The sequence below is a fragment of the Streptomyces sp. NBC_00989 genome, assembly GCF_045162655.1.
Classification (GTDB): Bacteria; Actinomycetota; Actinomycetes; order Streptomycetales; family Streptomycetaceae; genus Streptomyces.
The window spans coordinates 7,268,967-7,287,111 of sequence record NZ_CP108728.1; the positions used below are offsets into that span (position 1 = coordinate 7,268,967).

General features: G+C 71.3%; 16 protein-coding genes. 6 read left to right on the forward strand and 10 right to left on the reverse strand.

Going from position 1 to position 18,145, the window contains the following annotated elements; genetic code table 11:
• The first annotated feature begins 128 nt into the window (after window positions 1-128).
• Both OG714_RS32430 and OG714_RS32435 read left to right on the forward strand, forming a co-directional pair.
• The gene (locus tag OG714_RS32430) at window positions 129-1,724 is read left to right on the forward strand and encodes a von Willebrand factor type A domain-containing protein (protein ID WP_406126329.1); all 1,596 of its coding nucleotides are present in this window, start codon (window positions 129-131) and stop codon (window positions 1,722-1,724) included.
• 96 nt (window positions 1,725-1,820) lie between these two features.
• Window positions 1,821-3,752, forward strand: coding sequence for an AMP-dependent synthetase/ligase (locus OG714_RS32435; protein ID WP_406126331.1), 1,932 nt, complete (start codon window positions 1,821-1,823; stop codon window positions 3,750-3,752).
• A 57-nt stretch (window positions 3,753-3,809) separates the two neighbouring features.
• On the opposite strand, the gene OG714_RS32440 is transcribed toward OG714_RS32435, so the two are convergent.
• Entirely contained in the window at window positions 3,810-4,220 is a 411-nt protein-coding gene (locus tag OG714_RS32440) for a rodlin (protein ID WP_406126332.1), read from the reverse strand.
• Window positions 4,221-4,534: 314 nt separating this feature from the next.
• The gene (locus OG714_RS32445; RefSeq protein WP_328683251.1) at window positions 4,535-4,948 is read right to left on the reverse strand and encodes a rodlin; all 414 of its coding nucleotides are present in this window, start codon (window positions 4,946-4,948) and stop codon (window positions 4,535-4,537) included.
• A 191-nt stretch (window positions 4,949-5,139) separates the two neighbouring features.
• On the opposite strand from OG714_RS32445, the gene OG714_RS32450 reads away from it, so the two are divergent.
• From OG714_RS32450 to OG714_RS32460, 3 genes are all read left to right on the forward strand, one after another.
• Window positions 5,140-5,556, forward strand: a complete 417-nt coding sequence (locus tag OG714_RS32450) for a rodlin (protein WP_406126334.1) — start codon at window positions 5,140-5,142, stop codon at window positions 5,554-5,556.
• Between the two features lie 259 nt (window positions 5,557-5,815).
• Window positions 5,816-6,043 carry a chaplin ChpD gene (chpD, locus tag OG714_RS32455; RefSeq protein WP_033284615.1) on the forward strand — a complete coding sequence of 76 codons (228 nt, stop codon included), beginning with the start codon at window positions 5,816-5,818 and terminating at the stop codon, window positions 6,041-6,043.
• A gap of 99 nt (window positions 6,044-6,142) precedes the next feature.
• Entirely contained in the window at window positions 6,143-7,159 is a 1,017-nt protein-coding gene (locus tag OG714_RS32460; RefSeq protein WP_406126336.1) for a chaplin family protein, read from the forward strand.
• A 53-nt stretch (window positions 7,160-7,212) separates the two neighbouring features.
• Here OG714_RS32460 and OG714_RS32465 read toward each other — a convergent pair whose 3' ends face one another.
• Together OG714_RS32465 and OG714_RS32470 are read right to left on the reverse strand one after the other, a co-directional pair.
• The gene (locus tag OG714_RS32465; RefSeq protein ID WP_406126338.1) at window positions 7,213-8,469 is read right to left on the reverse strand and encodes an NAD(P)-binding domain-containing protein; all 1,257 of its coding nucleotides are present in this window, start codon (window positions 8,467-8,469) and stop codon (window positions 7,213-7,215) included.
• Window positions 8,469-9,776: an ATP-grasp domain-containing protein gene (locus tag OG714_RS32470; RefSeq protein WP_406126340.1), complete on the reverse strand. Its 1,308-nt coding sequence runs from the start codon at window positions 9,774-9,776 to the stop codon at window positions 8,469-8,471. The genes OG714_RS32465 and OG714_RS32470 overlap by 1 nt, the downstream gene beginning before the upstream one ends.
• 153 nt (window positions 9,777-9,929) lie before the next feature.
• Between OG714_RS32470 and OG714_RS32475 the strand changes: the two genes are divergently transcribed.
• Window positions 9,930-11,210, forward strand: coding sequence for a glycoside hydrolase family 26 protein (locus OG714_RS32475; RefSeq protein ID WP_406126342.1), 1,281 nt, complete (start codon window positions 9,930-9,932; stop codon window positions 11,208-11,210).
• Between the two features lie 22 nt (window positions 11,211-11,232).
• Here OG714_RS32475 and OG714_RS32480 read toward each other — a convergent pair whose 3' ends face one another.
• The 6 genes from OG714_RS32480 to OG714_RS32505 are packed head-to-tail and all read right to left on the reverse strand — an operon-like array spanning window position 11,233 to window position 18,093.
• The gene (locus OG714_RS32480; RefSeq protein ID WP_406126344.1) at window positions 11,233-12,327 is read right to left on the reverse strand and encodes a GNAT family N-acetyltransferase; all 1,095 of its coding nucleotides are present in this window, start codon (window positions 12,325-12,327) and stop codon (window positions 11,233-11,235) included.
• A gap of 5 nt (window positions 12,328-12,332) precedes the next feature.
• Window positions 12,333-12,965, reverse strand: a complete 633-nt coding sequence (locus OG714_RS32485; protein WP_406126346.1) for a lipopolysaccharide biosynthesis protein — start codon at window positions 12,963-12,965, stop codon at window positions 12,333-12,335.
• Window positions 12,962-14,116: a glycosyltransferase gene (locus OG714_RS32490; protein ID WP_406126348.1), complete on the reverse strand. Its 1,155-nt coding sequence runs from the start codon at window positions 14,114-14,116 to the stop codon at window positions 12,962-12,964. Before OG714_RS32490 ends, OG714_RS32485 begins: the two co-directional genes overlap by 4 nt.
• Window positions 14,113-14,871 carry a polysaccharide deacetylase family protein gene (locus OG714_RS32495; protein WP_406126349.1) on the reverse strand — a complete coding sequence of 253 codons (759 nt, stop codon included), beginning with the start codon at window positions 14,869-14,871 and terminating at the stop codon, window positions 14,113-14,115. Before OG714_RS32495 ends, OG714_RS32490 begins: the two co-directional genes overlap by 4 nt.
• On the reverse strand, window positions 14,855-16,762 hold the full coding sequence (murJ, locus tag OG714_RS32500) for a murein biosynthesis integral membrane protein MurJ (RefSeq protein WP_406126351.1): 1,908 nt from the start codon (window positions 16,760-16,762) through the stop codon (window positions 14,855-14,857). Before murJ ends, OG714_RS32495 begins: the two co-directional genes overlap by 17 nt.
• Window positions 16,759-18,093 carry an O-antigen ligase family protein gene (locus OG714_RS32505; protein WP_406126353.1) on the reverse strand — a complete coding sequence of 445 codons (1,335 nt, stop codon included), beginning with the start codon at window positions 18,091-18,093 and terminating at the stop codon, window positions 16,759-16,761. Before OG714_RS32505 ends, murJ begins: the two co-directional genes overlap by 4 nt.
• Window positions 18,094-18,145: the final 52 nt, after the last annotated feature.

Here is an 18,145-nt window from a genome sequence, read left to right on the forward strand (position 1 = left end):
CGGTCTCGACGGGCCATGATCGCGACCCCTTCGAGACGCTTCCGCAACTCCCCGTAGCGCACATTCCCGCCCCCTCCACCGTCACAGTCGCAAGAAGCCGACGTCAACGGACCGAGGGGGCACGGGAGATGGAGACCAACCGAACACGACCGGGCGAGCTGCCGGGGGAGCGGTCACGCCACCGCGCCCGGCGACTGCGCACCACCCTGCTCGCCCTCACCGCCGCGGGCGGCCTGCTGCTCACGGGCTGTAGCGCGGGCGGCGGCAGCGACAACTCCAGCAACTCGGACACGTCGAACCGAACCGGCCTCCCGGCACCGGCCCCGGCCGTCACCAGCGGTGGTGACAACAGCAGCGAACAGGACGGTGAGCAGACCGGAACCCCCGCCGACAAGATCGCCCCGTCCCCCGACTACCTCTCCACCTTCGCCCTCGACGTCGACACCGCCTCCTACGGCTACGCCCGCCGCGTCCTCGCCGACGGCGGGCGCCCCGACCCGTCGACGATCCGCCCCGAGGAGTTCGTCAACAGCTTCCGCCAGGACTACGACCGCCCCGACGGCAACGGCTTCACGGTCACCGTCGACGGCGCCCGCACCGACAGCCCCAACTGGTCCCTCGTCCGCGTCGGCCTCGCCACCCGCACCGCCGACTCCACCGACGAACGCCCGCCCGCCGCCCTGACGTTCGTGATCGACGTCTCCGGCTCGATGAGCGAGACGGGCCGCCTGGACCTCGCCAAGAAGTCCCTCGACGAGATGACGGACCGGCTGCGCGACGACGACTCGGTCGCGCTCGTGACCTTCAGCGACGAGGCCGAGACCGTCCTCCCGATGACCCGCCTCGACGGCCACCGCGGCCAAGTCCACGACGCCATCGACGACTTGGAGACCCAGTCCTCGACCAACCTCGGCGCCGGCGTCAAGACCGGCTACGCCACCGCCGCCGAGGGCCTGCGCGAGGGTGCCACCAACCGCGTCGTCCTCATCTCCGACGGCCTCGCCAACACCGGTGACACCAGCGCCGATTCGATCCTGGAGCGCATCGCGGACGAACGCCGCGACCACGGCATCACCCTCTTCGGCGTCGGTGTCGGCAGCGACTACGGCGACGCCCTGATGGAGAAACTCGCCGACAAGGGCGACGGCCACACCGCGTACGTCTCGGACGACGCCGACGCCCGCAAGGTCTTCGTCGACCAACTCCCGCAGAACATCGACCTCACCGCCCGCGACGCCAAGGCCCAGGTCGCCTTCGACCCCGAGACGGTCGCCCAGTTCCGCCTCGTCGGCTACGAGGACCGCAAGGTCGCCGACGACGACTTCCGCGATGACAACGTCGACGGCGGCGAGATCGGCCCCGGCCACACCGTGACCGCCCTCTACGCCGTCCGCACCAGGCCCGGCGCCGACGGCCACCTCGCCACCGCGAGCGTCCGCTGGCTCGACCCCAACACCCGCGCCCCGCACGAGGAATCGGGCCAACTGGAGACCGACGCCCTGCACGACTCCCTGAGCAGCGCCCCCAACACCTTCCAAGTCACCGCCGTGGCCGCCTACTTCGCCGACACCCTCCGCTCACCCGAGGACGACTCGGGCACCCTGCCCGGCAACCCCGGCCTCGGCCAACTCGCCACCCGCGCCCACACGTTGGCGAAGAAAACGGAGGACAAGGACGTACGGCAACTCGCCGAAGCGATCGACGAGGCACGCCGAACGAACTGATCCCACCGGAACCGCACAGACCCCATTGACCTTCCCCTACTTGCGAGTAAGTTGACGCCCCAGCCACCGTCTCACCGTCGACCGGGAGCAGCTGTCATGGGCGTACGCAAGGACCTGAAGCGGGCGCGGCAACGCACCGACCTGGCGGCCCGCACCCGGGTCGAACTCACCCGGGACGAGCGGGGCGTCGTACGGGAGGCGAGCACCCTGCCGCTCGCCACGCGCCCGACGGCCGGCAGCACCGCCGACCTGCCGTTCACCAACGCGGCGGAGGCTCCCGACACCGTGGTCCTCCGCCGCGAACGGAACGCCACCTGGCACCCCGTCACCGCGGCCGCCTTCGCCCGCGAAGTCACCGCCACCGCAAAGGGGTTGACAGCCGCGGGCCTCGAACCGGGCGGCCGGGTCGCGGTGATGTCCCGTACCCGCTACGAGTGGACGGTCCTCGACTTCGCGATCTGGGCGGCCGGCGGCCAGACGGTACCGATCTACGCCACCTCGTCGGCGGACCAAGTGGAGTGGATCGTCAGGGACTCGGGCGCCCGCTTCGTCGTCACGGAGACCGCCGAGAACACCGACACGGTCACCACCGGCACGGCCCGTCACCCCCAACCCCCGCGCGTCTGGCAGCTGGACGCCGGAGCCATGGCCGAACTCGTCACCCTGGGCGAGGAGTTGCCCGACGACGAGATCACCAAGCGCCGCGCCTCCCTCACCCCCGACACGATCGCGACGATCTGCTACACCTCCGGCACCACCGGCCGCCCCAAGGGCTGCGTCCTCACCCACGCGAACCTGCACGCCGAGGCCGCCAACATGGTCGAGCTGCTGCATCCCCTCTTCACGGAGGTCACCGGCCAGGTCGCCTCGACGCTGCTGTTCCTCCCGCTCGCGCACATCATGGGCCGCACCCTCCAGATCGCCTGCCTGACGGCCCGCATCGAGATCGGCCACTGCCCGAGCATCAAGCCCGACGAACTCCGCCCGGCGCTGCGGGAGTTCAGGCCCACGTTCCTGGTCGGCGTGCCGTACCTCTTCGAGAAGATCCACGACGCCGGCCGCGCGACCGCCGAGAAGATGGGCCGCGCCGCCTCCTTCGACCGCGCCGACCGCATCGCGGTCCGCTTCGGCGAGGCCTACCTGAACAGGTTCCTCGGCACCGGCAAGGGCCCCGGCCCCGCCCTCTACGCCGCGTGGGCCCTCTACGACCTGCTGGTCTACCGCCGTATCCGCAAGGAACTAGGCGGCCGCCTGCGGTACGCGATCAGCGGCGGCTCCCCGCTCGACCGCGACCTCAACCTCTTCTTCTCCGCCGCGGGAATCATCGTCTACGAGGGCTACGGCCTCACCGAGACGACCGCCGCCGCCACCGTCGTCCCGCCGCTGCGCCCCCGCCCCGGCACGGTCGGCCTCCCGGTGCCCGGCACCACCATCCGCATCGCCGACGACGGCGAGGTGCTCATCAAGGGCGGGGTGGTCTTCGGTGCGTACTGGAACAACCCGGCGGCCACCGACGCCGTACTGCGGGACGACTGGTTCGCGACCGGCGACCTCGGCGCCCTCGACGAGGACGGCTACCTCACCATCACCGGCCGCAAGAAGGACATCCTCGTCACCAACGGCGGCAAGAACGTCTCCCCGTCCGTCCTGGAGGACCGCCTGCGCAGCCGCGCCCCCGTCGGCCAGTGCCTGGTCGTAGGCGACAACCGCCCTTACGTGGCCGCCCTGATCACCCTCGACCCCGAGGCCCTCGCCCACTGGCTCTCGGTCCGCAAGCTCCCCGCCGACACCCCGCTCGCCGACCTCGTCGAGGACCCACGCCTGCGCGCCGACGTCCAGAAAGCCGTCGACCACGCCAACGAGGCCGTCTCCCGCGCCGAGTCCATCCGCGCCTTCGCCCTGATCGAGGGCGAGTTCACCGAGGACAACGGCCTGCTCACCCCGTCCCTGAAACTCAAACGGCACGTGGTGACGGCGGCGTACGCGGAGGACATCGAGGCCCTGTACGCGAAACCGAAACAGACATAGCAAGAGCGGGCCGCCGAAGTGCTCGGCGGCCCGCTCTCGTGGTGCGTGGTGCTGAGGTCAGCTGCCCACGGCGCCGTTGCCCGACAGGACCGGGATGTTGTCCAGGATGTGCGACAGCGGCTCGTCGCCCTTGGCCTGGGTGGAGTTCTCGGTGCACTGCTGGTTCTGCGGGGCCGACAGGATCGGCACGTCCTGCAGGACCGTGACCGGCACGAGGCCGACCAGGGAGGCGGCGTTGACCTTGGCGGGCAGGCCGATGCAGGGCTTGTTCAGGGTGCCCTGGACGAGGGAGAGCTGGGGGCTCATGTCGCCCTTGGTCTCCTGGTTGCCGTACTTCTGCACGGCGCCGTTGCCCTGGGTGGTGGTGACGCCGTCGTCGTTGCCGATCGCCATCGCCGGGGTGGCGACAGCGGCGGTGGCACCGGCGAGGGAGGCGGCAACAGCCGCGGTCGCCCACAGCTTCTTCATGTTCAAACCCTTTCGGAGGACGGACTCCCGTTGCGGAGCCGCGCGATGATCAACTGGGTGATGGCCGGTTTGGTTGCGGCCTTTGCCCTGAATGGAGCAGTAAGTCGGTTCGCGTGCGGGCAAGTCGGCTTCCTCGCACGGGGACGCGCCGGATGATCCGCGGCGGGTCGCTCGGCAGGGGCTGCTGTCCGCGGGGGACCAGCGGACGGGCCGCGCGCAGCTTCCCGAACTCCTCGGCCGCCTTCCGCGCGTCCCGGCGAGGCAGGCCAACGGGCCGCCGAGAGATCGGCGGCCCGCTGTGCACGTCCGCGAGGTCAGCTGCCGGCGGAGCCGTTGCCCGACAGGACCGGGATGTTGTCCAGGATGTGCGACAGCGGCTCGTCGCCCTTCGCCTGGGTCGAGTTCTCGGTGCACTGCTGGTTCTGCGGCGCGGAGAGGATCGGCACGTCCTGCGCGACGGTGACCGGCACGAGGCCGACCAGCGAGGCCAGGTTCGCCTTGGCGGGCAGGCCGATGCAGGGCTTGTTCAGCGAACCCTGGATGAGCGCCATCTGCGGGCTCATGTTGCCGTACGTGGCCTGGTTGCCGTAGACCTGCTCGGCGCCGTTGCCGTTCGCCGTGGTGACGCCGTTGTCGTTACCGATCGCCATCGCCGGGGCGGCGACGGCAGCCGAGGCTCCGACGACGGAAGCGGCGACAGCCGCAGCAGCCATAACCTTCTTGATCACTTGCGTGGTCCCTTCTGGAGTAACCCCGTCCACCGGAGCGACCTGAACAACTGGCGCCGGGCCGCATGGTTGCTCCGATTCACTCCAATGGCCCAGATGAATCCAACCGGGTGAAGCCACGCAACCAATCCGGCCGACCTCTGTTGATGGGGGAGCAGGAATTGTGTCTCTGCCAGGAAAGGACCGCAGAAATGCTCAAGAAGGCAATGGCTGCGACGGCTGTCGCGGCTTCCGTCGTCGGCGTCTCGGCGACGGCCGCCCCGCAGGCGCTGGCCATCGGCAACGACAACGGCGTCACCACGGTCAACGGGAACGGTGCCGAGCAGGCCTATGGCAACGCCAAGACGACCGGCGACATGAGCCCCCAGCTCGGGCTCGCCCAGGGCGACCTGAACAAGCTCTGTGTCGGGCTGCCGGTCAAGGCCAACGCGGCCTCGATCGTGGGCGTGCTGGTGCCGGTCACCGTCCTCCAGGACGTGCCGGTCCTCTCGGCCCCGCAGAACCAGCAGTGCGCCGAGAACTCCACCCAGGCCAAGGGTGACGAGCCGCTGTCGCACATCGCCGACAACATCCCGGTGCTGTCGGGCAACGGCGCCATCGGCAGCTGACCGCACGTCAATAAAACGTCCAGGGCGGCCCGTACGGAAATCTCCGTGCGGGCCGCCCTGACCGTTTCACATAGCCGTCCTCTTCCTGGCTTCCCTTGAAGAGAAGCGTTTCTGCATCTGTGCGGCCATCGCGTCAATTCGGTGCGGACGATCGAGTGAATTGTCAGGTGACACGCGTTCTTGAGTTTCTTCCTGCGTCTATCCCTCGTTTTACAGGCTGCAGGTCATGGTGGGCATGACCGCAGAGAAGGGAACGTTCATGAAGAAGAGCGCTGCTGTTGTCGCTGGTGCGATCATGGCTCTCGGTATGGCCGCCCCGGCCTTCGCCGACGCGGGTGCCGAGGGTGCGGCCGTCGGTTCGCCGGGTGTCCTCTCGGGCAACGTGGTCCAGGTTCCCGTGCACATCCCCGTCAACGTGTGCGGCAACTCGATCGACGTGATCGGCCTGCTGAACCCGGCGTTCGGCAACACGTGCGTCAACGACTGACGACGACGTAACGCACCAGCCGTTCCGGCTGTGTCATGGCCGGCCTTGGACAGGTTTCCAAGGCCGGCTTTTCCCACTTCAAGCAGGAAGACAACGAGATTGCGACAGACCCTGGGTAAGGGAATGGTCGCGGCGGCCGCCGCGACGAGCATTCTGTCCCTGTGCGGCAGCCCCGCCCTGGCCGATACATACACCGGCGGCGCTGCCAAGGATTCGCCGGGCGTCCTGTCCGGCAACAGCATCGATGTCCCGATCGACGCACCGGTCAACGCCTGTGGCAACACCGCCGATGGGGTGTCCGGGCTCAACCCGACGTTCGGCAACTCCTGCGCCGGCGGCAAGGACGGGCACCGGCACGGCGAGCACGGGGGCCACCACCGGTGGACCGAGCCGTCCTACGGCGACTCCGACGACGACTCGGGCTACGGCCGCGGAGACGATTCGGGGTACGGCTCCGGGGGCGACTCGGGGTACGGCCACGGGGGCGACTCGGGCTACGGCTCCGGGGGCGACTCGGGCTACGGCTCCGGAGATCACACGGGCTACGGCCACGGAGATCACACGGGTCACGGCCACGGGGACCACTCCGGCTACGGCACCCCGGACTGCGAGGAGACGCCGCCGCCTCCCACGGGCGGGCACCACACGCCGCCTCCTCCGCACACTCCGCCTCCGACAGGCGGTCACCATCACACCCCGCCGCCTCCCAGCGGCGGTCACCACCACACCCCGCCTCCGACCGGTGGGCATCACACCCCGCCGCCCCCTACGGGTGGGCACCACACGCCGCCGCCCCCCACGGGCGGACACCACACCCCGCCGCCTCCCAGCGGTGGGCACCACACGCCGCCGCCCCCGACCGGCGGACACCACACGCCGCCGCCTCCCAGCGGTGGGCATCACACGCCGCCGCCTCCCAGTGGCGGCAACCACACCCCGCCTCCCCCCACGGGCGGGCACCACACGCCTCCGCCCTCCGGTGGGGAGCACATCCCGCCGCCCGTTCTGGCGCACACCGGCAGTGAGGCCATGCTGGCCGCTTCCGGTGCCAGTGCCGCGCTGATCGCGGGTGGCACGATCCTCTACCGACGAGGCCGAGCCGCGTCCCGTAGGTAATGCGCACGGGGTGCCGGACGTCACCGCCCGGCACACCCGCAGCGCCCGTGCCGTCAGCGCCGTACGAAGGCCGGCGTGCCCCGTCGTCCCGGTGCCGGGATCGTCGCGCCGCGCGGCTCCGAGCGCAGCCGGCGTTCGACTCCCCGCACCAGCGCGCCCGCCGTGTACGTGGCGCCGTGCACGAAGCGCATCGCCGGGCCGAAGCCCGAGGCCGTCACCAGGCCCGCCATGAAGAGGCCGGGGTGCGAGGACTCGAAGTCCCGGCCGATCTCGGGGGAACCGTCGCCCACCGTGGCCAGGGAGCCCCTCAACTCGCTGGAGAGCAGCCCGAGTCGGTTGGTCGTTGCCTTGAACCCCGTTGCCGCGATGACGTGTTCGGTGTCCAGGATCCGCGTACCGCCCGCCCGGCCCACCGTCTCCAGACGTACCCCGCCCGGCACCACGTCGGCCGCCGCGACCTCGTGGCCGAGCAGCACCTCCACCGCCGGTTCGACCCGGTCCCGCACCCACCAGGCGCCCGCAGGACCGAGTGCCGTGGCCGCGATTCCGGCCCGGGTCGACTCCGGGAGCCGGTGGAAGAGGCCGGGGCGCTCGGAGTAGAACCAGTTGCGCCAGCCGCAGCCCAGGCCGCTGTGCGGGGAGCGGACCGACTGCCACCAGGGGCGTTCCCAGGCCGGCGGCACGTCGTTCCAGGACAGTTCGTCGGCGCGTGCCAACACCCGTACCCGTGTGCCCTGTTCGGCGAGCAGCGCCGCCGTCTCCAGGGCCGCCTGGCCGCCGCCGATCACCGTGACGTCCTTGCCGCGAAAGTCGTCCAGCGCGCTGTGGTGGCTGCTGTGCGAAACCAGGGACCGGCCCAACCCCCGTAGCGCGGACGGGATTTCGACGAACGGCATGACGCCGACCGCGAGCGCGACGGTCCGGGCGTGCAGCACCCTGCCGTCGTCGGTCACCGCCTCGAAGCCGCCGGGCACCGGCGCGATCCGCTCCACCGTCCGCTCGTCCACCTCGGGCACGGCGTTGCGCGCGAACCACAGGCCGTACGAGGCGAACATCTCGACCGGGATCGGCTCCCCGTGCCGGGCCTCCACACCCTGGCCCGCGCAGTACACGTCGAGCGGCCAACGACCTTCAGGGTCCGACAGGTTGGAGGCCCAGGGCTCCGACTTGAGGAACATGCCCCGGGGCATGTGGTCGCGCCAGGACGCCATCGGCCGGCCGAAGACGCGCAGGTTCAGCCCCGCGGCCGCGGCGTGGGACGCGATGGACAGGCCGTACGGGCCCGCGCCCACCACCAGCAGGTCGTACATCAGCAGCTGCTCGCTTTCTCGTCATCGCTCAACTCGGTCACCTTGCTCAACTCGGCTGATCCGGCGGGCCCGTTGGGGTGGCTCTCGCCCGCCTGTCGGACCACCCGGGCCTCCGTCGCGCGCACCGGGGCCGGCCCGCCCAGCCGCTCCCGCAGCTTGCGCAGCACATGCCGGCCCCACAGCCCCCACATCGCGCGGCCCGGCCCCGGGTCGTCCGGCGCGTGCCAGGCCAGCTCGCGCCCGCCGAGCATCGGCCGCAGCGCGCTGAGCGGCGCGTAGTTCTCCACCACGAACGACCGCCCCGGTCGCGGCGCCCCGTCCGGCAGCGGACGGTGGGTCAGATCCAGGTGCAGGGCGCGGACGACGTCCAGGCCCGCGGAGTCGGCGAACAGCCGGAACTGGGCTCCGGGCCGCGGGTTGAAGTCGAGCAGGTGGTAGCCGCCGGTCGAGCCGCAGCGGCGGAAGTCCAGGTCGAAGATGCCGCGGTAGCCGAGCGAGGCGGTGAGACGCTCGGCGAGCGCCTGCACCTGCGGGTTGGGTGTCCAGCGGCCCACCGCCGTCAGCCCCGCGCCGCGCGGCCAGGCCCGCTGCTTGCGGCCGGGGCCACCGCCGCGTACGGCGCCGGACCGGTCGGCGTACCCGTGGAAGAACCAGTCGCGGTCGGGCCCCGACGGCAGGAACGCCTGCAACAGCAGCCGGCTGCCCGCCTCCTCGGCGCGCAGGAACAACTCGCGCGCCTCCTGCCCGCTGTGCACCACCACCGTGCTGCGCAGCCCGGTCCCGGCCGGCACCAGCCAGGGCCGGCTCCACTTCGCGACCACCGGCAGCCCCAGTTGCCAGGCGGCGCTCGCCGCCTGCGCCGGGCTCTCCGGGATCAGCGTCACCGGATGCGGGATGTCCGCGCCCGCGCACACGGCAGCCAGTTCGGCCTTGTCCGCGACCCGTTCGGCCAGCGCGCCGGGCTGCTGCGGCAGCAGATAGGAAGGCGCGAGTTCCTCGCTCATCCGGCCGACCGCGACGGCACTCGCGTCGTCCATCGGGATCAGCACGGCGGGACGCGCGATCCGCGCGGCCACCCGCCGGAGCGTGACGGCGATCTCGCCGGGGGTCGCGCCGGGCGGCGGCGGGGGATGCATCTGGCAGACAAAGCGGGAACTGCGTACGGGACTTCCGGCGGAGTCGGCGACCACATGCACCTCCACTCCCGCCCGGCCCAGCGAACGCACGGCCCCCAGCGTTCCGTGGTGAAAGGGATTCCGGTCGATCCGCAACAGGACTGCGGGGACACGGATGTCGAGCAGCGACACGGACTGTTTCCTTCGGTTCGGTTCACCCGTGCGGGCGACAGAGAAACTCGGAAGCCGTAACGGCGGTGGCGTAATTCATATTCATATGACTGAGTGTCAGTAGAAGGAAAAGAAAAGTCGGAACGGAGTACGAGAGTGGAGAGAGGAGCAGACATGGCCCCACAGCAGCGACGGTCCCGGACCGCCCGACTGGCCTTCATCGCGGCTACGGTCGCCGCGTCGGCGGCTTTCGCGTCGGGTCCCGGGTTCGCGGCGGGAGCGGAGGTGGCGCGAGCCACGGATCCGCCTGCTCCTGTGACCACCACACCCACGACTCCGGCCGTCGTAGAACCGGTGAAGACGCCCGATGCCACCAAGACCCCCGAGCCGAAGCAGACCTCCGCCTTCGGTGCCTTCCTCGACTCCGGTGCCCGGGGCGTGGCCCGCATGGCCGCGCTGAGCAGCTGGCTGGGCGGTGCCGAACTGCGGGTCGGCCACACCTACCTGCCCGGGAACCACTGGAGCGACATCGAGGGCGCCCCGGGTCTGCTCGACGTGTGGGCGGACTGGCGTACCGAGAAGTCCGACCGGATGCTCGTCCTCAACGTGCCGATGCAGGAGCACAACGAGGACGGTGTCTCCGACTGGCAGGTGCGGCAGCTGCTCCAGCAGGGCGCGGCCGGTCGGTTCGATCAGCACTTCAAGGCCCTCGCCGAGCGGCTGGTCGACCTGAAGGTGCCGGACACGGTGATCGTGCTCGGCTGGGAGATGAACGGCACCACGTACACCTCTCGCTGCGGGCCGGACCCGGAGGCCTGGAAGAAGTACTGGAACAGGATCGTCACCACGATGCGCTCGGTGCCGGGCCAGAAATTCCGGTTCGACTTCACTCCGAGCCGCGGCCGGGACGCCGTTCCCTGGACGCAGTGCTATCCGGGGGACGACACGGTCGACATCGTCGGAATGGATTCGTACGACCAGCCGTCCGGGCTGACGTTCGACGAGCAGGTGAAAGAGCCCTACGGACTCCAGGAACACGTGGACTTCGCCAAATCGCACGGCAAGCCCATTTCCTATCCTGAATGGGGACTCTTCCGTAACGGTGACAACGCGGAGTACATGAAGCGCATGCTCGCCTGGATGGACGAGCACAAGCCGCTGTACAACACGGTGACCGACTACTGCCCGCACGGTGTGTGGCAGTGCTCCGAGAACCCGAAGTCGTCCCAGGTCTACCGCTCGGTCCTGTTCGGCCGCACCGAGGACCCGACCCCGACACCTACTCCGGTTACTCCGGAGCCGACCAAGCCGCCCACGACACCGACCACACCCACCACACCACCCGCCCCGACGCACCCGGCCAACTGCTCGCCGGTCGAGCTGGGCGACTGGGTGGAGTACTGGCTCGGCGGGAAGCTGTGCGTGAAGTTCGACTGGTGGCAGCGCGACCGCTGAACCAGAGGTGGCGGCGGGCCGCTCAGGGTCCGTCGCCACCGCGTTCCTTCCACTTCCGCACGATCGCCTTGCCCCGCCGGCGCGCGGCGACATCGCAGGCGACCGCCGTCATCAGCGGCGCCGTGCGCCGCCGGGCCAGCAACAGCCGCTGGTTGACGACCGGTTCGGGCCGCCAGTGATGCTTGTACGGCTCGTCCCCGCGCAGCAGGCTGAGCGTGCGGGGCCCGCCCGCGCCGGTGTGCTCGGCGCACGCGTCGAGCAGCATCACCGCCACATCCGCCTTCCGCTCCCGCAGCCGCGGATGCGCGCCGTAGAGATAACCGCCCGCGAGCCGCCGCGACAACAGCGTCAGGTCTACGGCGACCACGTCCTCGTCGAGCCGGAACTCGGTGACGACGGCGTCGCCGGAGCGCACCATCGGCCCGACCGAGCGCACCAGGTGTTCGCAGAACCGGGTCTGTAGATGCTCGGACGTCACCTTCCGTCCCTGCCACTGGAGTTCGTGCAGCTCCAGCAGCCGCCGTAGCGCCGAGTCCACCCCGTCCGGCTGTACGACGTGACGCTCGACGCCGAGTGCGGTCAGCTTGCGGAGCTTGGCGCGGACGCGCTGGGCCTTGGAGGAGGGGAGACGGGCGACCAGGTCGGCCATCGGAACGGCGGGCAGCTCCAGGCACAGCGAGTCGTGGACGCGGCGGCGGGGGCCGCGCCAGCGGTCGTAGACGCGCTCGACCGCGCCGCCGGGGCGCACCTCGCGGAAGTCGATCAGCGCGGTGCGGGCGGCGGACGCGAGGCCCTCGGTGAGCGCGGCGACGGCCGGGTCGCCGTGGTCGTCGTCCAGCAGTACGTCGCCGTAGTCGGAGATCGCGCCGCCGAGCGGGACCAGTGCGGGCACCGGGCCGCGGACGAGCATCAGGGGTGCGGCGGCGACGAGTTCGCGGCCGTCGCGGACAACGAGCAGGCGCAGGCGGCCCGTTCGGCCGTACGACAGCCACCAGGAGTGCAGCCAGGCGTGGGACTGGAACGGGGTCGCCGCGCCGCACTTCTGGTACAACCGGCCCCAGGCTGGGGCCAGTTCGGCGAACTCCTGGGCGTCGGTGACGAGTTCGGTCGAGTACACCGGTGTCACAGGACGTCGGCCGCGGTGGCCGGGCTGGGCACCGAGGCGGGGCGGCCGGTCTCGTCCGGGGTACGGCGCGGCCGGACGAGCAGCAGCAGACCGCCGAGGAGTCCGCCCGCGCTCGCACCGACCAGACCGGTCACCGCGGCTGAGGCCGAGGTGGGCGCGGCCGGCTTGATGGCGCGGGCGAAGGTCTGGAGTTCGACGTGGGTCGAGGCCTTCGAGTCGTTCGCGTGCACGGTCAGCGAGCGGGACACGGCGTTGGCCATGTCGGCGGCGAGGTCGGCGCGCGAGGAGGTGGCCGTGACGGCGACCATCGGCGCGTCCGGCGAGGTCGCCGTCTGCACGCTCGACTGGAGCGTCTTGACCGGTACCCCCGCCCACACCTGCGCGTCCCCGAGCACCGCGAGCTGCGTGGCGACCCGGCCGTAGGCCTGCGCGAAACCGAGCGCGGTGGAGGAGTCGGCCTTGTCGGTGGGGACGGCGATGACGTAGCTGGTGGCCGTGTACGTCGGGGTCTTGACGACGCCGTACGCGCCGCCGAGCAGGCCGCCGGTCACGGCGCCGGCCGCGAGGAGGGACCAGGCCGGGAGGGCTTTCGCGCGGCTGAGGGGGAGGTGCTGGCGGATCTCGGTCATGAGGAACTGGCTCCCTGGGGTGCGGGGGACGGCGACGAGGTGGAGACCGCGGCCGCGTACACGTCCATGAGTTGGGCGGCGCTGCGGGTGATGCAGTAGTGGTGGGCGGCGTCCGGGGCGGTGCGCGGACGCGGGCCCTGCGCGCGGGCCGCCGCCAGCGCGCGGGCGAAGACCTCGGGGCCGCCCTGCACGCGCCGGGCGGCGGCCGCGGCCTGCGGGGGGAGGTCCTCGATGGCGGGGCAGGAGGCGTAGAGCACGGGCAGCCCGGACGCCAGCCCCTCTACGACGGCCAGGCCGAAGGCCTCTTCGGGGCAGGGCGAGGCGAGCAGGTCCATCGCGGCGGTGAGGGAGGGCAGGTCGGGGCCCGGCGAGCCGTCGGGTGTGTAGGGGCGCTCGCCGGTGAACAGCACCCGGTCGGCGACCCCGCAGTCGTGGGCCGTACGGCGCAGGAGGTTCTCCTCGGTGCCGCCGCCGACCAGCAACAGCCAGTAGTCGTCCGGGAGTTGGGTCAGGGCGCGGACCAGGACGTCGAAGCGTTTGCCTGCCGCGAGGCGGCCGATGCCGCCGATGACGTACGCGCCCTCGGGCAGGCCGAGCCGCTGGCGGGTGCGCAGGCGCTGGACCGGGTCGAAGCGGAAGCGGTCCAGGTCGATGCCGTTCGGGACGACTTCGATGCGCGGGCCCGGCACGCCCCAGCGCTTCAGGCGCTCGGCGACCGTGGGGGAGACGGCGACCGTGGAGCGGCCCAGCCGCTCGCTGGCGAGATACAGGGCGCGGACCCCGGTGCTGAGGCCGCGGCCCTCCATCTGCGAGTCGCCCAGGGAGTGTTCGGTGGCGACGACCGCCTTCACACCCGCGATCCGGGCGGCGAGCCGGCCGTAGACGCAGGCGCGGTAGAGGTGGGTGTGCACGAGGTCGTAGCCGCCGGTGCGGATGATCCGGACCAGGCGGGGGAGGGCGGTGAGGTCGCGGTTGCCGGTCATGCCGAGGTGGAGGACGCGCACCCCGTCGGCGGTCAGGCCGGCGGCGACCGAGCCCGGGTTGGTGAGCGTCACGACGTCGCAGTCGACCGGCAAGTGCCGGATCAGCAGCCGCAGTTGCTGCTCGGCGCCGCCGACGCCGAGCCCGGTGATGATGTGCAGAGCCCTCATGCGAGCCCCTCCACCGGACGCCGGCGCAGGCGGTGCAGCCGGTATTTGAGGAAGAGGCGTACGGCGGTGTCGTTCTGGCCGATGTGGACGCGGGGGAGCGCGTGCGGGCCGTTGAGGTCGCCGGGGTCGATGGCGCAGGCGTAGGCGTAACCGGCCTCGCGTACGGCGTCCATGGCGCGGGCGTCGATCGTGCCGTAGGGGTAACAGAAGCCGTCGACAGGGGAGTTGAGCAACTCCTGGAGCATGGTGCGGCTTTCGGTGACCTCTGCCTCCAACGTGGCGTCGTCCGACTTCGTGAGGTCGACGTGGGTCAGGCTGTGGGAGCCGATCTCCACGCCCTCGGCGGCCGCTTGGCGGATGCCGTCGGCGGTGAGGAGGGGTTTGCGGGGGCCCAGCGGGTCCCAGGCGTTGTCGCCGGCGAGGCGGCCGGGGAGGACGAAGAGGGTGGCGCCGCAGTCCCAACGGGCCAGTACAGGAAGGGCGTTGGCGACGAAGTCGGCGTAGCCGTCGTCGAAGGTGAGACCGACCAGACCGCGGCCCTCGCCCCGGGCGCGGGCGGCGAGCAGGTCGGCCATGGACACGCCCCGCAGACCGCGCCTGCGCAGCCAACTCAGCTGCTGTTCAAGGCGGTCGGGGGTGACCGTGATGCGGTAGGGGTCGTCGGAGCAGTCGCCCACGGAGTGGTACATCGCCACCCACGGGACCGGGCCCGTGGCGCGACTGCCGGTGGTCGGGGAATCAACGGGAGCGGCCATGGATGAGCCTTCGTGTGACGGAGCGTACGGATTCCAGTGCGGGTGCGAAGCCCTGGGTGCCCAGGGCCCAGCCGAGCAGGACGAAGACGACGGTGACGGTCGTGCAGCCGACGGTGAGACCGAGCAGCGGCGAGGGCAGCGCGCGGGCGACGAACGCCCCCGCGATCGTCGCGACCACGGCCGCGCGCACCGGCCGGCTCAGCTCGATCAGGACCTGCCGGGTGCGGATCGGGACACTGCGGGGGCCCGAACCGCACAGCAGGAGTACGGCGGTGAAGGTGATGCCGGTGGCGTTGGCGACGGCGATGCCGATGACGCCCCAGGGGCCGACCGTCCAGGCGCCGATCCAGGAGGTCACGACGATGCCGGCGGCCATCGCGCCGACCGGGTACCAGGTGGGGCGGCCCGCCGAGAAGTAGGAGCGGACCAGGACGCCGACCAGGGTCTGGCCGAGCAGTCCGAGGGCGTACACGCGCATCACGCCCGCCGTGGCGGCGGTGTCGTGGACGGTGAACGCGCCCCGCTGGAACAGGAGTTGGATGATCTGCGGGGCGCAGGCGATCACCGTGGCGGCGCCGAGCAGCACCAGGCAGGCGGCGAGCGCGAGGTCCCGCTCCACGCGGTTGCGGGCCTTCTCGGTGTCGCCCTCGGCGAGCGCCCGCGCGACCACCGGGAAGGTGACCGTGCACAGCATCAGCGAGAGCATCATCGGCATCTGGGCGACCTTCTGCGCGTAGTTCAGATGCGAGATGGCGCCGGCGGGGAGGTGGGAGGCGAGGAAGCGCTCGATGAGGACCTGCGACTGGCGGCACAGTGCGAAGAGCAGCACGGTGGCCATCAGGGCGAGGTTCATCGGACGGGCCTCGGCGGGGCCCGTGTCCGGGGTGGTGGGCTTGTGGCTCGTCAACTGCCGCCACAGGGCCGGGAGTTGGGCCAGCACCATCAGGAAGCCGCCGCCGGCCACACCGAGGGCCGCCGAGCGTACGCCCCAGTGGGCGCCGAAGGCGTACATCCCGGCGATGATGCCGATGTTGTACGCCACGTAGATCGCCGCCGGGGCCACGAAACGGCGGTGGGCCCGGAGGGCCGCGCTGCAGTAGCCGGCCAGGCCGAAGCTGAGGACGCAGGTTGCGGTGATGCGGGTGCAGCTGATGGCCAGGGCGGGGTTCGGGAGGCCGGGGGCCAGGGCTTCGACCAGGTAGGGCGCTGTGCCGATCAGGAGTGCCGATACGGCGATGAAGGCCAGGGTCAGGCGGGGGAGGGTGGTGGCGACGAGGGAGCGGACCGGGTCGCCGGGGGCGCCTTGTGCTCTGTGGGCCAGGGCCATGCTGAACGCCGGGATCAGGGCGAAGGCGAGGCCGTCCTCGATCAGGAGGGTGGCGGCGAATTCCGGGATGGTCCAGGCGATGAGGAAGGCGTCTGTTTCGCTGCCGGCGCCGAAGAGGCGGGCGAGGGCCTGGTCTCTGGCGAGGCCCAGGAGGGAGCCGGTGATCGAGAGGACGGCGGTGATCAGTGCGGCTTTGGCCAGGAAGCGGCGGGATTCCGGGGCGGTGTCTTCTGCCGGCGCCGGGGTGGCGGTGCGTGCTTGTGGGAGGAGGGGGGCGGTGTTGGGTTCGTCGGTTGTGCCAGCTGGGGTCGTCTCGCGGGTGCTGCGCCGTGGGGGCTGGTCGCGCAGTTCCCCGCGCCCCTTTAGGGGGTTGGTGCTGGGCTGTGTTGGAGGTGTCTCGTGGGTGTCGTGCCCTGCGGTGGAGCCGCTGATCGATACAGCCCCGCGTGCCTTTGGGGGGTTGGTGTTGGGCTGTGTCGGGGGAGTCTCGTGGGTGTCGTGCCCCGCGGTGGAGCCGTTGATTGATGCAGCTCCGCGCCCCTGTGTTGGAGGCTTCACCGTCATCGGGTCAGGGCCCCTTCGGCGGTTGCGTGGGCCGGAGTTGCTGCCGTAGGACGCTTCTCCTCGTTCGCTCCCGTCAGTGACCACCACGCTGCCAGGCCGAAGACCACTGCCGTCAGGACCGTTGACGGGCCGCCGATGTCCGCGTACATGAAGTCGATCAGCTGCCAGGTCAGGAGGCCGGTGGAGATCAATGCGCAGTCCAGGCCGGGGAGTTTGGTTCGGTGGACCCGGAACAGGCCGCGCAGGGCGCAGACCAGGAGGGCCAGCCAGCTGCCGGCCAGGGTGACGAGGCCGATCAGGCCCTGTTCGCTGAGGACCAGGAGGTACATGTTGTGCGGGGAGAGCAGGGGCTGTTTGAGGAAGGCGGCGCCCGCTCCCTCCGTGTCGCTGCCTGAGGACAACGCCAGCGAGGCGTTGCCGTCCCGGTGTTCGGGGAAGCCCTTCAAGCCGACGCCGGTCAGGGGGTGTTCGCGCCACATCGCTGTTGCCGCCGCCCACATCGTGTAGCGGTCGATCACCGACTGGTCCGGCGCGTCGGTGACTTGGGTGATGCTGTCGATCCGCTCCTGGAGCATCGCCGTACCGACGCCGAAGCCGCCCACCAGGACCACGCCCGCCGCCGTCACCGCCGCGGCCACCTTCAGGGCGCGGCGCAGGCCGGCCAGGGCCAGTTGGATCGCGCAGGTCGCCGCGGTCGCGATCCACGCGCCGCGGCTGAAGGAGAGGGCCAGGGGGACGAGGAGAGCGAAGGCGCAGGCTGCCGCGACCGCCCGTTGACGTGCGTCATTTCGGCCCAGGGCCAAGGCCAGCGCGCAGATCAGGCCGAAGGACACGACCGTCGCCATGCCCATCACGTCGGTCGGGCCGAAGGTGCCCACCGCGCGGATCTCCTCGCCCTGGTACGAGGCGCCGGTCCCGGTGACGTACTGCTTGACGCCGATCGCCCCCTGCCAGAGGGCGAGTGCGACGAACGACCAGGCCAGCAGACGGAAGTCGCGGCGGTCCCGGATCAGCAGCACGACCGCCGCCGGGACGAGTACGAAGATCTGGAGGTACCGGCCCAGGCCGCTGAGTCCGGCGCCCGGTGAGGACGCGCCCATCGCGGCGATCGACAGGCCCAGGACCGGAAGTCCCATGACCACTACGGAAGTTGGGGTCAGGGGGCGGCTGCGGTCGCGGAGGAGCCGGATTCCGCAGTACAGCACGACCAGACCGGAGACCGCGTCGGCCGGACCTGCGCCGCCCTCGCCCGGGGCGAGCGGCAGACCGAGCAGGGCGATCACGGCGACGACCGGGAGGACGGGGGCGAACGTGCGGACTCGGCGCAGCACGGCTCAGCTCCCCGTCGGACGTACGGGCAGGACAGGGGCGTTCATACGGACG